The sequence below is a fragment of the Devosia sp. A16 genome (genome assembly GCF_001402915.1).
In the GTDB taxonomy this organism is placed as follows: domain Bacteria; phylum Pseudomonadota; class Alphaproteobacteria; order Rhizobiales; family Devosiaceae; genus Devosia_A.
On sequence record NZ_CP012945.1, the window covers coordinates 3,282,782 to 3,300,970 of the forward strand.

At 65.7% G+C, this 18,189-nt stretch carries 20 protein-coding genes; 16 read left to right on the forward strand and 4 right to left on the reverse strand.

Translation table 11 applies throughout. The features are described from left to right. Positions 1-40 precede the first annotated feature (40 nt). From APS40_RS15865 to APS40_RS15880, 4 genes are read left to right on the forward strand one after another with little or no spacing between them, the layout of a single operon-like run. On the forward strand, positions 41-682 hold the full coding sequence (locus APS40_RS15865; RefSeq protein ID WP_055047979.1) for a ThuA domain-containing protein: 642 nt from the start codon (positions 41-43) through the stop codon (positions 680-682). Then, a complete protein-coding gene (locus APS40_RS15870; RefSeq protein ID WP_055049691.1) occupies positions 679-1,707 on the forward strand; it encodes an aldo/keto reductase in 1,029 nt (342 codons plus the stop codon). Before APS40_RS15865 ends, APS40_RS15870 begins: the two co-directional genes overlap by 4 nt. Positions 1,708-1,744: 37 nt before the next feature. Then, entirely contained in the window at positions 1,745-2,419 is a 675-nt protein-coding gene (locus APS40_RS15875) for a dienelactone hydrolase family protein (RefSeq protein WP_055047980.1), read from the forward strand. 34 nt (positions 2,420-2,453) lie between these two features. Further along, positions 2,454-2,825, forward strand: a complete 372-nt coding sequence (locus APS40_RS15880) for a hypothetical protein (protein ID WP_055047981.1) — start codon at positions 2,454-2,456, stop codon at positions 2,823-2,825. A 132-nt stretch (positions 2,826-2,957) separates the two neighbouring features. Here APS40_RS15880 and APS40_RS15885 read toward each other — a convergent pair whose 3' ends face one another. Beyond that, a complete protein-coding gene (locus APS40_RS15885; RefSeq protein ID WP_055047982.1) occupies positions 2,958-3,518 on the reverse strand; it encodes a DUF1697 domain-containing protein in 561 nt (186 codons plus the stop codon). Positions 3,519-3,589: 71 nt separating this feature from the next. Then, a complete protein-coding gene (locus APS40_RS15890; RefSeq protein WP_055047983.1) occupies positions 3,590-4,159 on the reverse strand; it encodes a GcrA family cell cycle regulator in 570 nt (189 codons plus the stop codon). A gap of 393 nt (positions 4,160-4,552) precedes the next feature. Here APS40_RS15890 and APS40_RS15895 point away from each other — a divergent pair, with 393 nt between their 5' ends. The 5 genes from APS40_RS15895 (at position 4,553) to APS40_RS15915 (ending at position 9,153) form a co-directional block, all read left to right on the forward strand. Beyond that, on the forward strand, positions 4,553-5,749 hold the full coding sequence (locus APS40_RS15895) for an aspartate aminotransferase family protein (RefSeq protein ID WP_055047984.1): 1,197 nt from the start codon (positions 4,553-4,555) through the stop codon (positions 5,747-5,749). Between the two features lie 79 nt (positions 5,750-5,828). Further along, the gene (gene argF / locus APS40_RS15900) at positions 5,829-6,764 is read left to right on the forward strand and encodes an ornithine carbamoyltransferase (protein ID WP_055047985.1); all 936 of its coding nucleotides are present in this window, start codon (positions 5,829-5,831) and stop codon (positions 6,762-6,764) included. A 90-nt stretch (positions 6,765-6,854) separates the two neighbouring features. After that, positions 6,855-7,868: an Hsp33 family molecular chaperone gene (locus APS40_RS15905; RefSeq protein ID WP_055047986.1), complete on the forward strand. Its 1,014-nt coding sequence runs from the start codon at positions 6,855-6,857 to the stop codon at positions 7,866-7,868. Positions 7,869-7,873: 5 nt separating this feature from the next. Further along, positions 7,874-8,401 (forward strand): hypothetical protein, encoded by a 528-nt coding sequence (locus tag APS40_RS15910; RefSeq protein WP_156342956.1) that lies wholly within the window; start codon positions 7,874-7,876, stop codon positions 8,399-8,401. 53 nt (positions 8,402-8,454) lie between these two features. Further along, positions 8,455-9,153, forward strand: a complete 699-nt coding sequence (locus APS40_RS15915) for a methyltransferase family protein (RefSeq protein WP_055047988.1) — start codon at positions 8,455-8,457, stop codon at positions 9,151-9,153. A 14-nt stretch (positions 9,154-9,167) separates the two neighbouring features. Here APS40_RS15915 and APS40_RS15920 read toward each other — a convergent pair whose 3' ends face one another. Continuing rightward, positions 9,168-11,120, reverse strand: coding sequence for a MacB family efflux pump subunit (locus APS40_RS15920; protein WP_055047989.1), 1,953 nt, complete (start codon positions 11,118-11,120; stop codon positions 9,168-9,170). Positions 11,121-11,124: 4 nt separating this feature from the next. Then, complete coding sequence (locus tag APS40_RS15925; protein ID WP_055047990.1) at positions 11,125-12,366, reverse strand: efflux RND transporter periplasmic adaptor subunit; 1,242 nt, start codon at positions 12,364-12,366, stop codon at positions 11,125-11,127. A gap of 463 nt (positions 12,367-12,829) precedes the next feature. Here APS40_RS15925 and APS40_RS24950 point away from each other — a divergent pair, with 463 nt between their 5' ends. The 7 genes from APS40_RS24950 to APS40_RS15955 all read left to right on the forward strand — a co-directional run bounded on the left by APS40_RS24950 (position 12,830) and on the right by APS40_RS15955 (position 18,060). Further along, positions 12,830-12,922 (forward strand): putative RiPP precursor, encoded by a 93-nt coding sequence (locus tag APS40_RS24950; protein WP_156342957.1) that lies wholly within the window; start codon positions 12,830-12,832, stop codon positions 12,920-12,922. 485 nt (positions 12,923-13,407) lie between these two features. Beyond that, complete coding sequence (locus tag APS40_RS15930; protein ID WP_055047991.1) at positions 13,408-13,677, forward strand: PqqD family protein; 270 nt, start codon at positions 13,408-13,410, stop codon at positions 13,675-13,677. Beyond that, positions 13,667-14,131: a lasso peptide biosynthesis B2 protein gene (locus APS40_RS15935; RefSeq protein WP_055047992.1), complete on the forward strand. Its 465-nt coding sequence runs from the start codon at positions 13,667-13,669 to the stop codon at positions 14,129-14,131. The genes APS40_RS15930 and APS40_RS15935 overlap by 11 nt, the downstream gene beginning before the upstream one ends. Continuing rightward, complete coding sequence (locus APS40_RS15940; RefSeq protein WP_055047993.1) at positions 14,128-15,123, forward strand: cell division protein ZapA; 996 nt, start codon at positions 14,128-14,130, stop codon at positions 15,121-15,123. The genes APS40_RS15935 and APS40_RS15940 overlap by 4 nt, the downstream gene beginning before the upstream one ends. Next, positions 15,120-16,091 (forward strand): nucleotidyltransferase family protein, encoded by a 972-nt coding sequence (locus APS40_RS15945; protein ID WP_055047994.1) that lies wholly within the window; start codon positions 15,120-15,122, stop codon positions 16,089-16,091. Before APS40_RS15940 ends, APS40_RS15945 begins: the two co-directional genes overlap by 4 nt. Then, entirely contained in the window at positions 16,088-17,485 is a 1,398-nt protein-coding gene (locus APS40_RS15950; RefSeq protein ID WP_055047995.1) for a class I adenylate-forming enzyme family protein, read from the forward strand. Before APS40_RS15945 ends, APS40_RS15950 begins: the two co-directional genes overlap by 4 nt. Then, positions 17,482-18,060 carry a GNAT family N-acetyltransferase gene (locus tag APS40_RS15955; protein WP_055047996.1) on the forward strand — a complete coding sequence of 193 codons (579 nt, stop codon included), beginning with the start codon at positions 17,482-17,484 and terminating at the stop codon, positions 18,058-18,060. The genes APS40_RS15950 and APS40_RS15955 overlap by 4 nt, the downstream gene beginning before the upstream one ends. Positions 18,061-18,189 lie beyond the last annotated feature (129 nt).

The following is an 18,189-nucleotide window of genomic DNA, read 5'->3' on the forward strand; positions in this document are numbered from 1 at the left end:
TGTTCAGGTCCACGGCCGGTTGCGGCGAGGGAAGAGGATCATGAAGACAGCATTGGTCGTTTGGGGCGGGCTCGAACTGCACGAGCCGGAAAAAGGCGCGCATATCGTGCGCGAGATCCTCGAGGGCGAGGGTTTTTCGGTCGACGTCACCAGCGACTACACCGCGCTCGGGGCTGACAATGTCGGCTCCTACGACCTGGTCGTGCCGCAGATCACCGGCGGCGAACTCGACCGCGAGAACTCCATTCGCTTCTGTGCCGCCATCGAAGCGGGCACCGGGCTGGCCGGCTTCCACCACGCGCTCGCCACCAGCTTTCCCGGCAATGCGCGGATGCGCTTTCTGGGCGGCTGCACCTTTGCCACCCACCCGGGCGATATCATCAGCTACCGGGTGGATTCGAAGGTGACCGACGACCCGATCATGGCCGGCATCAAGAGCTTCGAGCACACTTCGGAGCAGTACTACTTGCATGTCGACCCCACCGTTGAGGTGCTGGCGACCACCACTTTCTCGGGCGAGCACGCCTTCTGGAAAAAGGGCGCCGAGATGCCGGTGGTCTATAAATCGGCTTACGGCAACGGCCGCGTCTTCTACACCGCGCTCGGCCACAAGCCGGCCGAACTCGACAAGCCCGAGATCAAGACCATCCTGCATCGGGGGCTGCTGTGGGCGGCGCGTTGATCCCCTCCCGTCCGGTCGGCGCTACCGGCCTCGACATCAGCCGCATTGGCTTTGGCGGCGCTCCTCTGGGTGATCTGAAGCGCGCCCCAACCGATGCCGGGGCCCGCGAGGTGCTGCAGGCCGCGTGGGATGCCGGCATCCGTTACTTCGACACCGCCCCATTCTACGGCGCGGGCCTGTCAGAGCGCCGGATCGGCGACTTCCTGCGTGACAAGCCCAAGGACAGCTACGTGCTGTCGACCAAGGTCGGCCGCCTGCTGATCCCTGATCGCGCCTTCGCCATGGAACGCTATGGCGACCCGCGCGCCATGCCGTTCCGGCCGAAGTTCGACTTCACCTATGACGGGGTGATGCGAAGCTACGACAATTCGCTGCAGCGGCTCGGGCTCGAAAGCATCGATATCCTGTTTCTCCACGACATCGGCGCCTTCAGCCAGAAAGAACGGCACGCCGAGGCCATGGCGCAGGTGCTCGACGGCGGCGGCATCCGCGCGCTCGAGGAACTGCGGGCTGCCGGCGCAGTGAAAGCCATCGGGGCAGGGGTGAACGAGTGGCAGATCATCGACGAGCTGATGAACCATGCCCGCTTCGACATTTTCCTCCTCGCCAATCGCTACACCCTGCTCGACCAGCAGGTGATCGACACTCTGCTGCCGCGCGTCGAACGCGAGGGCGTGGCGATCGTCGACGGTGCGCCGCTCAACAGCGGCATCCTTGCCACCGGGCCAATCCCCAACGCCGTCTATGACTATGCGCAGGCGAGCCCCGAGATGATCGAGAAGACCAGGCGCATCGAGGAGCTGTGCCGCAAGCATGGCACCACGCTGATCCGCGCGGCGCTCAACTTCCCGCTCGGACATCCGGCGATCACCTCGATCATCCCCGGCTTCTCCAATGTCGCGGAGTTCAACGACAACCTCGTCGGCTATCGCAAACCCATTCCCGATGCGCTCTGGGCCGAGCTCAGGGCGGCGGGCCTGCTGCATCCGAACGCGCCTGGTCCCGTTACCCCGATATTGGCGTAAGCTTACGTCTCAGCTCCAACTCACCCGGGAGGCCCCCATGGGCGAACGTATCAAACTCACTGCGTCCGATGGTTTCGTCCTCAATGCCTATCGGGCCGCTCCGGATGGCAAGCCGCGTGGCGGCGTGGTGCTGATCCAGGAGGTATGGGGGCTCAACAACTGGGTGCGCAGCGTCGCCGATCGCTGGGCCCGTCACGGCTACCTGACCATCGCCCCCGCCATGTTCGATCGGGCCGAGTATGGCTTCGAGAGCGAGAACTATGCCCCGGATCACTTTGCGGTGGTCGGGGAGTTGATGAAGAAGTTCTCGATGGATACGGCCATGACGGACGTCGAAGCTGCCATCGGGGCTGCCTCCGCGGCCGGCAAGGTCGGCATCACCGGCTATTGCTTCGGTGGCCGCGTGAGCTGGGTCGCGGCCAGCAAACTGGCCGGCCTCAGCGCCGCCTCGGGCTACTATGGCGGCGGTGTGCCGAACTACATCGAGCTGACCCCAAAGGTGCCGATCGAGATGCATTTCGGTGACAGGGACCAGGGCATTCCGCTCGAGCAGATCGAGCAGCTGAAGGCGCGGCATCCCGAAGCCGACATCTACGTCTACAACGGCGACCACGGCTTCTGTAACAGCGACCGGCCCGACAAGTTCGACGAGGCCTCCTGCACCAAGGCCTCGGTGCGCTCGCTGGAGTTCTTCCATAAGCACCTCGGCTGAGCTCGCTCATCACCTCGCCTATCTCGAGGCGGCGGTGGCCGATGCACGGGCCGCCATGCTGTCGCGCAAAAAGGCGATGCTTGCAGCATACCTGGTCGATGCCTATGCCGACCGGCTGTTTGCGGCGCGAGCCGAGCCGGCCGCCGACGTGCTGGAGTTTCGCCAGGGGCTGGCCCGCGCCAGCGCGGCGCTGGCTGCGATCTTCGATCTTGTCGCCGGCCGCACCGAACTCCTCACCGAGCCCGTCGAGGTGCCGCTTGCCGACTACGGCAAGCTCGGCGTCGAGGACTTCATGGTCAGCCTTTACAACGGCCACGCCGTGCAGCGGCTGCGCATTGTGGGCCCCGATGGCGGCCGGCAGGATGTGCATGAGGTGCTGGCTGCGGCGGTGGCGGCGCTTCGGTAGACGACGACGCGCCGGATCGTTTCCCGAAAGCTGATTGGGCTCTGATCCACCGACACCGAGTATGGGGTGATCGCAGCGGGAACCGCGGCGCAGCACTTTCGATTGGTGGTTCTGCTCCGCGTGAGACCTGACCTACCGTTTCATCGCCTCCAGCAGCTCCAGCAGTTTCTGGGTCGTCTGCCAGCTGCGGATGGTCATCGATTTGTAGAGCGGCGACTCCATGATCTTGCTGAGCCGGCTCTTCGTTCGCTCGGCGCTGAGCCGCTGCGAGTAGATCATCCCTTCGCCCGGCCACACCTTGTCGACGCCGTCACGCGGTTTGAACAGCGCAAACGCCTCGTCGCGGTCGATGTCCATCAGGAAGATCGCATCGCTATGGTAGGTGTCGGCCGCCTCGCCGAACCCCTTGGGTCGCGTCTCTACGATCGCCTTCAATTGCGCGTGGCTGAGCACCAGCACCTTGACCAGCTCGTCGTCGAGCTTGAACTTTGCCATCAGCCCTTCTTCGATCCTGCGCGCAATGGTCGACGCGGCGAGGCCCGAGCGGAAGATGGCGTTGCCCGAGGCGATGTAGGTCGAGACGTCCTCGAGCCCGATCTCCTCGAGCAGGGTCTTCAGCCCTGCCATCGGCACCTTGTTCTTGCCGCCGACATTGATGCCGCGCAGCAGCGCCAGGTACGTCGTTGTCGCCATCCCGTCCTCCCCGTGCTTGAAACGACAAAGGCCGGGATCGCTCCCGGCCTCCGCAAAAATCTCTATCAAGCTCAGCGCTTCTTCTTGTCGATCTGGTGGTAGGCCCGGCGCGAGTGGAACTCGCAATAGGGTTTGCCCTCGTTCGAGTGCTGGCCGCAGAAGTAGAAGTCCGGGGTCAGCGGGTCGCCGATCGGCCACTTGCAGGTGTGCTCGCTGAGCTGCAGCAGGGTCAGCCGCTGCTCGACCGGGATGAAGAGCTCGGCCGCCTGCGGCGCCATCTCCATCTCGACCGCGAATTCTTCTTCCATCTTCAGCGCCGTGGCGCCGTGGATGGCGCCGCCGCCACCCCCACCGCTCCCGACATTCATCGAGTTGCGGGTCTTCATCACCGTGCCCAGCCCGCTCGACCGCGAGGTGCTGGCAGGCGAGGAGACGCGGCGGGCGGCCGGACGCGGTGCACTGCGCACCCGTGGGGTCGACGTCGCCGGCTTGGCACGGCCGCTGAGCTTCAGCCGATGCACCTTGCCGATCACCGCGTTACGGGTCACACCTTCGCCCAATACGCCCGCGATCTGACTGGCGCTCAGCCCCTCAAGCCAAAGTTTCTTGAGCAGCTCGACGCGTTCTTCAGTCCAGCCCATCAACTATCCGCTCCTAAACCGCCATTCAGGACTCTGACAGACTCCTCAGCCGTGCCGTTGCCTCAGCAACAGCCCGATACGCTACGCATCGTAGGTCTGATGGGTCCGCCACACGAGATATCGTGTCCCAATGCCTTGATACTACACGGGTCGCGGAATCCGGTGCAAGAGTCGCTGCCGTTTTACACGGGGAAAAAGCGTCTGCAATTTGGCGGTGCTCGGAAGCCGGTTCAAATCAGGCACTTGAGGGCCGCGAGCCCCGTTTCCGTTGACTTAACTACTCTACAAAGGCATATGGAGAGCCTGCAACGCGCCGCAATTTCGCAGCGCGTTTTTGGTTTTTGTGGGGCTTTTGCAACAGTCCCGAAACGAGCCCGTGAAAGGGGTGCGAAGATGTCTGCGCTGTACGGTACGTATGCCCGGTCCGACCTCGCTTTTGAGCGGGGCGAGGGCGTGCGATTGTTCGCGCAGGACGGCACGCCTTACCTCGATTTCCACGCCGGCGTGGCGGTCAACGCGCTGGGCCACGGCGACCCGCACATGGTCGCAGCGCTGAAGGCGGCGGCCGAGAAGGTCTGGCACACCGCCAATACCTTCACCATTCCCGAACAGGAACGGCTGGGCCAGCGGCTGGTCGACAACACCTTCGCCGATGCCTGCTTCTTCACCAACTCGGGCACCGAGGCGGTGGAGTGCGCGGTCAAGACCGCCCGGCACTATTTCTGGGCCAAGGGCGAGACGGACCGCTACGAGATCATCGCCTTCACCGGCTCGTTCCATGGCCGCACCATGGGGATGATCGCCGCCTCGGGCAACGAGCATTATCTCGAGGGCTTCGGCCCGCCGCTCGCCGGCTTCAAGCACCTGGCGCCGGGCGACCTCAAGGCCGTCGAAGCCGCCGTCACGCCCAAGACCTGCGCCATCCTGATCGAACCGGTGCAGGGCGAGGGCGGCGTCACCGCCATGACCCCGGAATACATGCGGGGGCTCCGCGCGCTCTGCGACAAGCACGGCATGCTGCTGATCCTCGACGAAGTGCAGTGCGGCTACGGCCGGACCGGCAAGTTTTTCGCCTATGAATGGAGCGGCATCGAGCCCGACATCATGGCCGTCGCCAAGGGCATCGGCGCCGGCTTCCCGCTTGGAGCCTGCCTTGCCAAGGATGAGGTGGCGAAATCGATGATCCCGGGAACGCACGGCTCGACTTATGGCGGCAACCCGCTGGCCTCGGCGATGGGCAATGCGGTGCTCGACCGCATGCTGGCGCCCGGCTTCTTCGTCCACGTCGAAAAGATGGGGCAGCGGCTCAACTGGCACCTGCAGCAGCTGGCGCAGCGCTTCCCCAACCAGGTGCTGGAGCTGCGCGGCAAGGGCCTGCTCGCCGGCATTCGCATCGCCTCGCCGGTGCGCGACGTGGCGGCACGGCTGCGCGACGAGCACCACATGCTGGCCATGACTGCCAACGAGAACGTGCTGCGCCTGTTGCCGCCGTTGGTGGTGACCGAAGCCGATATCGAGGAGGCCATGGGCAAACTCGCGGCCGTCTTCGAGGCCATCGAGGCTGAGACGCCCGGCAAGGCGACAGCCTGACCCATTCACGGCACGCGATCTGGAGGGCGGGAGACAGCAGCTCCCGCTCGGCGCGTTCCGAAAAGGAGAGGTCCCAAAAATGACCGCTACCCCACCTAGGCACTTCCTCAACCTCGACGATTTCGATGCCACGACCCTGCGCGGCATGCTCAGCCAGGCCGTCGAGCTCAAGGACCGACTGAAAAAGGGCGATCGACCGCAGCTCCTCAAGGACAAGGTGCTGGCGATGATCTTCGAGCGCCAGTCCACGCGCACCCGCGTCAGCTTCGATGTCGGCATGCGCCAGCTCGGCGGCGAGACCATCTTCCTCACCGGCCAGGAGATGCAGCTGAGCCGTGAAGAGACGCTCGCCGACACCGCCAAGGTGATGTCGCGCTATGTCGATGCGATCATGATCCGCATCCTCACCCACCAGGATCTGCTCGATCTGGCCGAGGCCGCGACCGTGCCGGTGATCAACGGTCTGACCCGCCGTGCCCATCCCTGCCAGGTGATGGCCGATGTGATGACATTCGAAGAGCACCGCGGCAACATCAAGGGCGCCAAAGTCGCCTGGGTCGGCGACAGCAACAACGTGCTGGCCAGCTGGGTGAACGCCGCCGAACTGTTCGGTGCCGAGCTCACCATCGCGGTGCCTGAGGAATATTCCCCTGAAAAGGACTTGCTTGCCGATATCAAGAAGGCCGGCTCCGCCGTCAGGCTGATCGAGGATCCCGAGGAAGCGGTGCGCGGCGCCGACCTCGTCATCACCGATACCTGGGTATCGATGGGCGACACCGACGCGGCCGAGCGTCGCCGGGCCTTGAAACCCTACCAGGTGAATACCCAATTGATGGGCTTGGCCAACAAGGACGCGCTGTTCATGCACTGCCTTCCGGCCCATCGCGGCGACGAGGTGACCGACGAGGTCATAGACGGGCCGCAATCGGTGGTCTTTGATGAAGCCGAAAACCGGCTTCACGCCCAGAAGGCGATCCTGTGCTGGGCACTGGGTCAGGACCGGCAGAACATCTAGCGTTCTGCGACACTGTTATGCGCGACACGAACCAGCGCGGGACCCCGTTCCGATAGGACCGGGGTTGTTCCCGCGAGATCGGATTTTTGGATGACTCAGACTGAGCTCAGCACCTATGGCCTCGATCGCCCGGAGTCGGGGGATGATGTCGTGGTGCCGTTCACCCTTGACGGACTCGACAGCCGCGGCCGCGTGGTCCGCCTCGGGCCGGCGCTCGATGCGATCCTCACCCGCCACAACTACCCCGCACCGGTGGCGCGCCTGCTCGGCGAAGCGGTGGTGCTGGCGTCCCTCATCGGCTCGTCGCTGAAGTTCGAGGGCCGCTTCATCCTCCAGACCCAGACCGATGGTCCGGTGAACCTGATCGTCGTCGACCTCGACGCGCCGGATGGCCTGCGCGGCTATGCCCGCTTCGACGCCGATGCGGTGATGACGGCGATCGAGCGGGGCGAGACCAAGCCGGCGCAGCTGCTCGGCAAGGGCCACCTCGCGATGACCGTCGACCAGGGGGCGCACATGGAGCGCTACCAGGGGATCGTGGCGCTCGACGGCGGCACGCTCGAGGATGTCGCACACGCCTATTTCCAGCAGTCCGAGCAGATCCCGACACTGGTGCGTCTTGCCGTTGCCGAGCATTCGGTGCGCGGTGCCGGGGGGCCGCAGTGGCGCGCCGGTGGCGCGTTGGTGCAGTTCCTGCCGCCGCACGGCCAGTCGGTGATGCCGGATCTGCCCGGTGACGGCGATTTCGACAACCCCGAGACCGCCGATCCGGATTTCGTCGAGGACGACAAGTGGACGACCACCCGGGCGTATCTCTCGACGGTCGGCGACGACGAACTCGCCGATCCCGAGCTTTCTGCCGAGCGCCTGCTGTTCCGGCTGTTCAACGAGCCGGGCGTCCGCATCTTCGAGCCGATCGCGCTCGAGGAGCGCTGCACCTGCTCGGCCGAAAGGATCGAGGCCATGCTGCGCGATAACTTCTCGGCCGAAGAACGCCAGGAAATGGTGGTCGACGGCGAGATCGAGGTGGTCTGCGAGTTCTGCTCGGCCGACTACCACTTCAAGCCGCACGAGTTCGATGAACACGCCTCGCATCAGCACTGACAGTGATGCCGCCGATTGATCAGAGCCCTGCAATGGTCATCGGCACCATCGTCTATGACGCCAGCGACCTGAAACGGCTGCAGACGGCTTTCCGGCAGGCCGGGCAGTTGCCGCCATGGGCTGCTGCGCTCGTCATCTGCGCGGTCGGCGCCGTGATCGGTCTCGGCGCGACGACCTTGGTTGAGCGGCTGGCGGGCATTTCTGCACCGCCGCTCGGCGGTGCCGCCCCCTGGGGCGCGCTGCTCGGCGTCGTGCTGGCCGTCACCGCCGGTGCGTGGCGGATCGGCCGGCCGGCCGGCCCGATTGCCGCCAAGCCCCAGACGGTCGGGATCGGTGAGGAGGGGATCCGCCTCACCACCCCCAAAGGCGAGAGTCTGATGCGCTGGCCGATCTTTGCGAACAAGGTCGTGCAGCCCGGCTACGTCGCCTTGCGGACCGAGGACAACAGCTGGGTACTGCTCCGCCCCGAATTCTTCGTCAGCACCGACGACTACGCCGCCGCCGTCCGGCTGATCAACGCCAACCTGCCCTGAGGGTTCACCTCGCCACGGCATTGGTGCTAGTCTGCGCAGCCGCGGAGGTTGAGATGGCAGATGCGCGGCAGGACTTTGTCCCTGACCTCTATCGGTCACTCGGATCGCTTGCCGTCACCCTGCTCATCATGGCCGTCCTGCTGTTCGGTGCAGCCGGCACCCTGGGTTGGACGGCGGCATGGTGGTACCTGGCGCTGTTCGTGGTCGTCATCGCCGTCGCCATCGTCTACCTCTGGCGTGTCGATCCGGAACTGTTCTCGGTACGACGGCGACCACAGGCCGGCAGCAAGTCCTGGGATCTCGCCTATGTGGTCGTCACCGTCGTGTCCTTCGCGGCCATCCTGCCGATTGCCGGTTTTGATTTCCGCTTCAACTGGCAGCAGCTCCCTGCGCCCCTGATCTGGCTCGGCTACCTGCTGTTCATCGCCGGCTTCTGGCTCACCAGCTGGGCCCAGGGCGTCAACCGCCATTTCGAAGTGACGGTGCGGATTCAGACCGATCGCGGCCACAAGGTCATCGACACCGGCCCTTACGCCGTCATCCGCCACCCCGGCTATGCCGGTGGGCTCGCACTCGGGCTCGGCACGGCACTGGCGCTCGGCTCGCTGGTCGCAATCCTTCCCGTGCTGATCTGCCTGGGGGCCCTGGTGCTTCGCACCCTCGCCGAAGAGGCGACTCTGGCGGCCGACCTGCCGGGATACGCCGAGTACATGCGCAAGGTCCGCTTCCGCTGGGTGCCCGGCATCTGGTGAGGCGATGCCACGCCTCACTCGCTCGCCAGCGCCACCACCGGATCGAGCCGAGCCGCCGATCGCGCCGGCATGAAGCCGAAGAGTACGCCGATCAGGCTCGAAGACACGAACGCCGCGATAATCGTCGCCGGCGAGTAGATGAAGCTGAGCCCGCTCACCAGCCTCTCGACGCCGAAACCGATCGCCAGCGACAGCAGCACGCCCACCGCGCCACCGATCAGGCACACCAGCACCGCTTCGATGAGAAACTGCTGCAGGATGTCGCCCTGTCGCGCGCCGACCGCCATGCGGACGCCGATCTCGCGGGTGCGTTCACGCACCGACACCAGCATGATGTTCATCACCCCGATGCCGCCGACGATCAGCGAGATCACCGCGATGGCCGAGATCAAGAGCGTCAGCGTCTGCGAGGTCGACTGGATGGTCTCGCGAATGGTGTCGGTGTTCTGCAGGCTGAAATCCACCGTGCCGTGCCGCTGCTCGAGCAGCGCCTGGATCTCGGCCTGCGCCTCGGTGACATCGGCGCTGTCGGCGATGCGCACCGTGATGGTCGAAAGCCAGCTCTGCCCCAGGATCCGCGACATCGCCGTGGTGTAGGGCATCCAGATGCTGATCGCGTTCGATTGCGGACCGAAATTATTGGTGCTCGCGGCCACCACGCCGATGATCCTCAGTGGCACATTGCCGACCAGCACCACCTGGCCCACGGCGTCTTCGCCATTGGTGAACAGCGTGTCGCGGGCAGTGGTATCGATCACCGCGACCTGCGCCAGGGAACTGGTACTGGCCGCGTCGAACGCCGCGCCCTCGACGAAGCTGCGATTGTTCACCCGGAAGTAGTCCGGCCCGACACCCTGCACCTGTGCGGCGGCGCTGACATTGCGATAACGGGCCTGGCCGTTGCTCGAGACCTGCGGCGTCACGCTGTCGGCATAGCTTTCCGCCGCGATCGCCGCCGCGTCCGCCGGCACCAGGGTGCGGATCGCGTCGCGCCGCCGGTCGGCGGCGTTGGTGCCGGGCAAGACGTTGATGGTGTTGGTGCCGATCGAACTGATCCGCTCGAGCACCGCCTGCTGGCTGCCTTGTCCGAGCGCCACCACCGACACCACCGAGGCGATGCCGATGATGATGCCGAGCATGGTGAGAAAGGTGCGCAGCCGGTGGCTCGACAGCGCCCTGAGCGCCATCTGGAACGCCTCCCCAACCCGGTCGAGCGCCTCGCGCCAGCGCGGGATCCGCCTGATCGTTTCGGCTGCCTTCCGCTCTGGCGCCGCGGCGTCGTCCTTGCGGCGGTCGGCGACGATCATCCCGTCGCTCAATTCCACGGTCCGGTCGGCCTGCGACGCGACGGTGGGATCGTGCGTCACGATGATGATGGTGTGGCCTTCGGCGTTCAGCTCCTTGAGCAACGCCATCAGCTCCTTGCCGCTGTGCGAGTCGAGCGCACCGGTCGGCTCGTCCGCGAGGATGATGTCGCCGCCATTGATCAGGGCCCGGGCCACGCTGACCCGCTGCTGCTGCCCGCCGGACAGCGCGTTCGGCCGGTGCGTCAGGCGTTCGCCCAGACCCAGCCGCTCCAGCAACTGATGGGCCCGCTCGCGCCGCGCCTGCTTGCGGGCGCCGGCATAGATCGCCGGCACTTCCACGTTTTCGAGCGCATCGAGATCGGCCAGCAGCTGGTAGCGCTGGAAGATGAAGCCGAAATGCTCACGCCTCAGTTCGGCAAGTTCGTCCGGTGCGAGCCGCGCCACATCGCGCCCGGCCAACCGGTATTCGCCGCTCCAGCCGTTATCGAGGCAGCCCAGCACGTTCATCAGCGTGGACTTGCCGGAGCCGGATTGCCCGATGATCGCCACCATCTCGCCGGCGGCGATGTCGAGGTCGATATCCTTGAGCACGGTGATGCTCTCCGCGCCGATCGGATACTCCCGGCGCAGCTTCCGGATGGAGATCAGCGGTTCGGCCATCGCATCAGCCTCCCCGCCCGAACCCGCCGACCGGCGGGCCGCCGGTGAGGATATTCCGGGCGCCGCCGCCCTGTCCGTTGCCAGTGCGGGCCGTCGGCGCGGCTGCCGTGGCGTTGACCACCAGATCGCCCTCGCTGAGGCCGTCCAGCACCTCTGCCGTCACGTTGTTGTTGAGCCCGACGGTGACCTTCTTCGGCTCGGGCGCCTGCTTGTGCTGGTCCCAGACCTGCACCGTGTAGCTGCCGTCGCGGCCCTTGCGCCCCAGCACCGAGGCGGGCACGGTCAGCACGTCGTCGGCCGATTTGAGCACGATGGTGACCTGCGCGGTCATCGAGATGCGCAGCTTGTGGTCGGGATTGTCCACGTCGAACAGGCCATTGTAGTAGACGGCGGTGCTCGACGAACTCGATGACGTGTCGTCCGAGGCGATCGAATCCGGCGCCGGCTCGACCGCGCGCAGCGTCGCGCTGATCCGGGTGTCGGGGTCGCCGAGGATGGTGAAGTAGACCTGCTGCCCCGGCTCCACCCGCGGCACGTCGGCCTCCGAGATTTCCGCCTTCACCACCATCTTGTCGAGGTTGGCGAGCTTGACGATGGTCGGCGACGAATTATTGGCATTGACCGACTGGCCGACTTCGACCGACACCGCGACGACCGTGCCGTCCGACGGCGCCACGATCTTGGTGCGATCGAGGTTCAACTGCGCGGCCTCGACGTTGATCTGTCCCTGCTGGATCTGCGCTTCGATGGCCTGCAACTGTCCCTCGGCGGTCTGTACCGCCAGTTGCGCCGTCTGCAGGTCGGCGTCGGAAATCAGCTTCTGCGGGCTGAGCTTTTCCGCCCGCTCCAGCGCCGTCTTCGCCTGGCCGAGATTGGCGGTCTGGATGGTCTTTTGCGCCTCGGTATTGGCCAGCGCCGCTTGCGCCGCCTTGACCGCGTTCTCCTGGTTCAGCGAGTCGATCTCGGCGATCACGTCGCCGGCCTTGACCTCGTCGCCCAGCGCGACATTGAGCGTCTTGATCCGGCCCGAGACCTCCGCGCCGACACTGACCAGCGAACTCGCCTGAATGACGCCCGAGGCGAGCACGGTCTCCTGCACGTTGCCGCGCGCCACGGCCGTCGTCCGCGGCACCTCGTCCTTGGCCGGGGCGCTGAACACCAGCCAGCCGGCGCCGGCCGCACCGAGCAGAACCACCAGGCCAATCCACTTCCACCACCGCTTCATCGCCGCACCTGCAGAGCCCATTTTCCCATCGGACATAAAGTAGACTGCCGGCATCAAGAAGTCGCATGAGGGCTTGGTAAGGTGGATGAATTCTTCGCAAGGTCGCTCAGTCGGTCAGCCAACTGTCAGCCGGCTCGACCTATTATGTCGGGACCGCGGTTCAGGCGCCCGAAGCACCGATGCCCCGTTACACCGTCACGCTCTATGACTACCGGACCAGACCGCCCACTGTCCGCCTGCCGCAGACTGTCGAGGCAACGGAGCCGATGGCGGCCGCACGTCAGTTGACCCGACGAGCCTCTGGAATTGAACGGGCGCATGGCCAATCTGGCTGCCGAAGTCAAGCGCTTCGAAGGCAGTCAGCTCAGGCAACGCGTGATGCTTTATCGCAGGGGCCGGGCTTAAGCAGGTTGCGCCACACTCAGACTCTGCTAGCTTGCAGCTACCCTGCTGTTTGAGCAGCGGAATTTTTTTGAGGCATACTATGAAGAAGACCTACTCCAAGCCGCTGCTGGTCAAGCAGCAGAAGCTCATCGCCATCACTGCCGAGCCGATCTCGAGCAAGCCGGTAACCTGACCCGGAGTCGCCGGGGCATCGCTCCGGCCGCTTCTGGTAGCAGCAGTCCCGGAGTTTCGGGGCCTGTCGGTTGACGTCGTGGCGCCTTGGGGGCGCCTATGGGGAAGACAATGAAGAAGACCTACACCAAGCCTGCTCTCGTCAAGGAGCAGAAGCTTACCACGATCACTGCGGCTCCCATTTCCAGCAAGGGGAATCCGCCTCCCCCGTGATCGAACCCGACGAGAGGGCAGGTGCCTGATAGCAGGAAGCAGATGCCGACTGTCCAGGGTTTCTTGCCCGAGCAGGGCTTGCTATTCTGTGTCGGTTCAACACGGACAGACATGGGAGAGCGATTGTGAAGAAAGCCTACACCAAGCCCACTCTCGTCAAAGAGCAGAAGCTCGCCGCGATTTCCGCGGCCTCAAGTAACGTCAAGCCTGTGTGACTATGCGGGGCCGGATGCCGGCCCCGCACATCCTGCTGACTACGATTCTGGTGTGTAAATGGACGCAGTGTACCGCCTCGGCGACGAAGTCTCGTTCGAACCGGTGGGGGAGGGCGCCGTCATTTTGCTGCTCGGCAGCGGGCAGCTCTATTCGTGCAACGACACCTCGCTGGCTTTCCTTCGGCACCTCGATGGTGTCCGGGATGTCGAGGCAGTGGCGCACCGCATGGCCGACGAGTTCGAGGTCGACGTCGCCACACTTGCCGACGATTTGCCTGAACTGATCGCCGGGTTGGTCGCGGAAGGCATCATCGTGCATGCCGCATGAATCAACAGGCGGCGGATCGCCAGACCGACTGACGTTCCGGCTACGCCTCTGGATCGCTGCGCGAACGCTGCCCGCGCGCATCGCCGGGCGAGAGTTTTCGCAGATCCTTGCCGATGTCTCATCGGTGCCCCCGAACAGCTGGCCGCATTTTTCCGTGCCTTACATTGCCCGGGTCGTCCGGCGTGTGACCCGCTGGCCCATCCTGATGCGCAACAACCGGTGCCTGCGCTCCGGGCTGCTGGGTTTCGCCGCCTTGCGGCGCTGTGGCTACGAGCCGCGCCTGCATTTTTCCGTCGATCGCAAGTCGATCGGTCGCTCCAGCCTCTCGGCGCATTGCTGGGTGACGCTCGACGGGATCGAGGTCATCAATGCACGTATTCCCGGTCAGGTGCAGATTCATGTGCACGCCGCTCCGGTATCCGGACCGGCGGAACCAGGCGGAGCCAGGGTTTGATCCAGAAGTTCTTCGATCTGCAGGGCGCGTCGTTGCGTGTTACGGCGATCACGCCGGTGCTGGTGGATTTCTTCGGCCGCATCTTCGCCGGCCGCTCGCGGCCACTGCCGACGGCCCCGTTGGCCTACGGCCTCACGATCAGCTCCGGCGAGCCGCTCACGATGCCGGCTGGAACCGAACCGCTCTATCAGGGGCCGATCCTCGACGAAGGCGAAGCCTGCTTCTGGCAGGCAACTGAAGGACGCGTCCTCAGCTTTCCCGACGTCATCTCGCTCACCCTCTCGGACACCGCGCGCGAGGCCACGATCATCGTCGCTCCCGGGGCCGAGGAACGCATCGTCATGACCTGCGGGCAACTCGCCCTGCAGGCGGCGCTGTCGGCGGCCAACCAGTTCCTGGTGCATGCCGCCGGGCTGACCTTGCCCGATGGACGCGTGGCGCTGATCTTCGGCCGCAGTGGCGCGGGCAAGACCACTTCTACCCTGGCGCTGGCGGCGGGCGGCCTCGGTCTTTGTTCCGATGATGCCATGGCTTGCAGTGTTGCGGGCGAGCGTCCTACGGCCTGGGGCATGCCCAGAAGCCTGAAGGTGCATCGCCACACGGCTCAGATGTTGCCTTGGGTAGAGCCGCTGCTGGTTGGCGACTGGAGCGCCGAGGACGAGCGACAGGTCACCCTGGCATCGCTGCGAAATACCGTCACCGTCGAGCCGATCGCGCCACGCGAGATCGCGGCTGTCTTCCTGCTCGATCGCAGCGACGCAGCGACCAGCCGGTGCGAGCCCGTGGCCAAGGCCGAGGTGCTGGCGCTGGCCGCCGCCGATAACGTACGTTCCACCCGGGTGGGTGTGCCGGCAGGCGAGCGGGAGCTGTTCAGACGGCTGGGCGAGTTGGTCCGGGCCGTACCCGCCTATCGGTTGTCTGCCGGATCGCGCCCCACCGATCTTGCCACGGTCATGCTGGCAGCCCTCAATATCGAGAAGATCGTCGCATGAGCGCTGCCGAGCGCGATGCATTGCTGTGCCGCCTCGCCGACCCGGAGGCGCCCGCCGTCGCCGTCGATCTGGAGACCGTCGATCCGCTGCTCAAGCTGGCGCGGGACCACAATGTGCTGCCTGTGGTGACGCGAAAACTGGCAGCGCAGCGCAGCACTGCCGATCTGCGCGCCGCGCAGGATGAACTCACCCTGCTCGTGGGCCTCTCGATGCACCTGCGCGGCATCGCCGCCAAGGTCGATCGGCATATCGCCGAAAGGCAGTTGCACGCGGTGATCGTCAAGGGGCCGGTCTTCGCCCGGCAGATCTACCCGACGCCGTCGGACCGTCCGTTCACCGATATCGACATCATGGTTGCCCCATCTGCCCGCGGGCCGATCGGCGAACTCCTGACCGGACTGGGTTACCAGCTCTTCCGCAAACCGCTGCTCGACCACACCGAGCAGAACCAGGAGGAGAAGTGGATCCAGCCCGACATGGATGCGCTGCTCATCGAGGTGCATGGCAACCTGGTGCATTACCAGGGACTGCGCCGACGCATCAGCTTCGGCTACGACGAGCTCATGCTGAGCGGCAAGGGCGACCCGAGCGGGGCGCTGCCGCAATTTTTCGTGACCGTGGTGCACGCGGCGCTGGGCCACAAGTTTCACCAGTTGCGCCTCTTGGTCGATGTGCTGCAGGCTTGGCGCCGCCTCACGCCTGATGACGCGGCGGCATTGCCGGAAATGGCGCGGCGCCTGGGACTCGCGCTCGAGGCACGCCTCTGCCTCGAGCTGATCGCCGAGCTGTTCGCGCTTCCGGCCGCCGCGGCCGCGGCCCGCCGCATTGTCGGCGGCACGCCCAGCGCCCTGGCGACCCGGCTGGTCGATGGAGCTGCGGTGCTCGCCGCACCCACTGCGTTCCTCTCCAAGGTTCGTCGCCACGCCTTCCGCGGGTTGCAGCGGATCGTGCCGCGAGGCGCCGGATGATTTCGAACCTCTCGTTCACCGCCATGTTGCCCAGCAGCGCCGCCTTGGTCGACGTTCGGGCCGGCACGGCGCTGGACGCGGAAGGCATCGTTCGGCGGGTGGGCGCACGCGCGGCGGAGCTCGTGCGCCATGGCGTGACGCCGGGCGCCCGTGCGGTGGTGGCCGAAGTCAATCCGGTAGACTACCTGGTCGCCATCTTCGCCTGCTGGGAGGTCGGCCTCGTTGCGGTCGCAGTCAACCCCGGCCTCAGGCCGGAGGAATGCGAGACCGTGCTGCAGGCCACCGGCGCGTCGCTCTGGCTGGGGCCGCACCGGCCGGCCGTGGTCGCTGCGCAGTCGAGCGAGCCTCGCTCGCTGCGGCTTGATGACCCGGCGCTCATCCTGATGACCTCCGGCACCACCGGTCGCCCCAAGGGCATCGTGCACTCGGTGCGGAGCCTCTTCGCCCGCGCCAGCCTGAACATTGCCGAGATCGGTGCGGACGTGCTGCGCGACACGCTCTGCGTGCTGCCGGTATTCTTCGGCCACGGCCTCATTGGTAACGTGCTGACGCCGTTGCTGGCCGGTGGACGCGTGCATCTGTGGCCCAGCCCGGCGCTCGGCGAGCTCGCCGGCCTCGGTGGTTATGTCACCGGCCAAAACATCGGCTTCATGAGTTCGGTCCCCTCGTTCTGGAAGCTGGCGTTGCGTGTCTCCGCTCGCCCCGAGCCGGTGTTGCAGCGCGTGCATGTCGGTTCGGCGCCACTATCGATCGAGCATTGGCGCGCCATCGCCGAGTGGTGCGGCACGCGCCGGGTGTTCAACATGTTCGGCATGACCGAGACCGCCAACTGGATCGCCGGCGGCAGCCTCGACCAGGCCGAGGCCTGCGACGGTTTTGTCGGCCGGCCCTGGGGCGGCAGCGTCGCCATCGCCGATACGGCCGGCGGACGGGGCGAGGTGCTGGTGCAGAGCCCCTCGATGATGCTGGGTTACTGGCAGCGCCCCGACCTAGACGCGGCCGCCTTTGTCAACGGCTGGTTCCGCACCGGCGACATCGGCGAGCTGGATGCCAAAGGCCACCTCATCCTGGTCGGCCGCAGCAAATCCGAGATCAATCGCGGGGGCATCAAGATCCAGGCCGAGGAAATCGACATGCTGCTCGAGCGGCACGAGGCGATCGTCGAGGCCTGCGCCTTTGGCATCCCGGACGCCATCGCTGGGGAAGCGGTAGCCGCCGCCATCGTTCTCGCCGACGGCGCGGTGTTCGATCCTGAAGCGCTCAAGGCCTGGTGCCGCGCCCGCGTCCGCGATGAAGCCGTCCCCTCGAGGCTGTTCGCAGTGGCGGCCATCCCGCGCAACGATCGCGGCAAGATCGTCCGCGCCGACGTTCGGGCGATGGTCGAAGCCCGATGAGCAAATTGCGCGTCGGTCCGCTCGAAACCGAGCGCTTCATCCTGAAGCCGATGGGGATGATCGAGGCGCTGCGGGTGACCCATTCCTGGCGGCATGACCCCGATATCCTCAATGGCCTGCTGCAGACGTCCAAGCCCTGCTCGCTGGCATACTGGGTGCTGCGCGGGCCAATGCCGCGGAGCAGCAACCGCTTTGCCTTTGCCATCATTCCCAAAGGCGAGCACGTGGCGATCGGGGCGCATATGGTGCGGCTGCATGGCTATCGCTCCGCCTTCGGCACCGTCGCGGTGCATGATCGCGACTGGTGGGGCAAGAATGTCGTGGTCGAGGTGCGAGCCCGCCTGCTGAACTATTTCTTTGCTCACTGCGGCATCGAGCGCTTCTATGGCGTCGTCGACTCCCGCAACGTTGCCTCGATCTTCAGCTATCGCCGGCTGGGATTCGACCATGTCGGCACCTGGCATCGCCAGAAGCAGAACCCGGTGACCGGCGAGGTGATCGACTTCGTCAACTTCGAGTTGTTTCGCGACCAGTGGATGCGCGGCCCGTTCTGGCAGGCGCCTGATGGGCAGTAGCGAGAAGGCCTGCGCGATCGTCGGCGACGCACTCAACTGCCCGAGCACGATCAGCATCGGCGCCATCCGGCGGGCGGCTGAGCTGCTGGGTGGTTAGAGTGTGGGTTGACCCCACCGGCGCCGGTGCGG

Coding starts and splice junctions, on each gene's coding strand:
- APS40_RS15950 (WP_055047995.1), top strand. CDS start 16,088: ATGATTTCGAACCTCTCGTTCACCGCCATGTTGCCCAGCAGCGCCGCC.
- APS40_RS15935 (WP_055047992.1), top strand. CDS start 13,667: ATGCCGCATGAATCAACAGGCGGCGGATCGCCAGACCGACTGACGTTC.
- APS40_RS15920 (WP_055047989.1), bottom strand. CDS start 11,120: ATGGCCGAACCGCTGATCTCCATCCGGAAGCTGCGCCGGGAGTATCCG.
- APS40_RS15895 (WP_055047984.1), top strand. CDS start 4,553: ATGTCTGCGCTGTACGGTACGTATGCCCGGTCCGACCTCGCTTTTGAG.
- APS40_RS15905 (WP_055047986.1), top strand. CDS start 6,855: ATGACTCAGACTGAGCTCAGCACCTATGGCCTCGATCGCCCGGAGTCG.
- APS40_RS15885 (WP_055047982.1), bottom strand. CDS start 3,518: ATGGCGACAACGACGTACCTGGCGCTGCTGCGCGGCATCAATGTCGGC.
- APS40_RS15910 (WP_156342956.1), top strand. CDS start 7,874: ATGCCGCCGATTGATCAGAGCCCTGCAATGGTCATCGGCACCATCGTC.
- APS40_RS15930 (WP_055047991.1), top strand. CDS start 13,408: ATGGACGCAGTGTACCGCCTCGGCGACGAAGTCTCGTTCGAACCGGTG.
- APS40_RS15865 (WP_055047979.1), top strand. CDS start 41: ATGAAGACAGCATTGGTCGTTTGGGGCGGGCTCGAACTGCACGAGCCG.
- APS40_RS15955 (WP_055047996.1), top strand. CDS start 17,482: ATGAGCAAATTGCGCGTCGGTCCGCTCGAAACCGAGCGCTTCATCCTG.
- APS40_RS15915 (WP_055047988.1), top strand. CDS start 8,455: ATGGCAGATGCGCGGCAGGACTTTGTCCCTGACCTCTATCGGTCACTC.
- argF (WP_055047985.1), top strand. CDS start 5,829: ATGACCGCTACCCCACCTAGGCACTTCCTCAACCTCGACGATTTCGAT.
- APS40_RS15875 (WP_055047980.1), top strand. CDS start 1,745: ATGGGCGAACGTATCAAACTCACTGCGTCCGATGGTTTCGTCCTCAAT.
- APS40_RS24950 (WP_156342957.1), top strand. CDS start 12,830: ATGAAGAAGACCTACTCCAAGCCGCTGCTGGTCAAGCAGCAGAAGCTC.
- APS40_RS15945 (WP_055047994.1), top strand. CDS start 15,120: ATGAGCGCTGCCGAGCGCGATGCATTGCTGTGCCGCCTCGCCGACCCG.
- APS40_RS15925 (WP_055047990.1), bottom strand. CDS start 12,366: ATGGGCTCTGCAGGTGCGGCGATGAAGCGGTGGTGGAAGTGGATTGGC.
- APS40_RS15890 (WP_055047983.1), bottom strand. CDS start 4,159: ATGGGCTGGACTGAAGAACGCGTCGAGCTGCTCAAGAAACTTTGGCTT.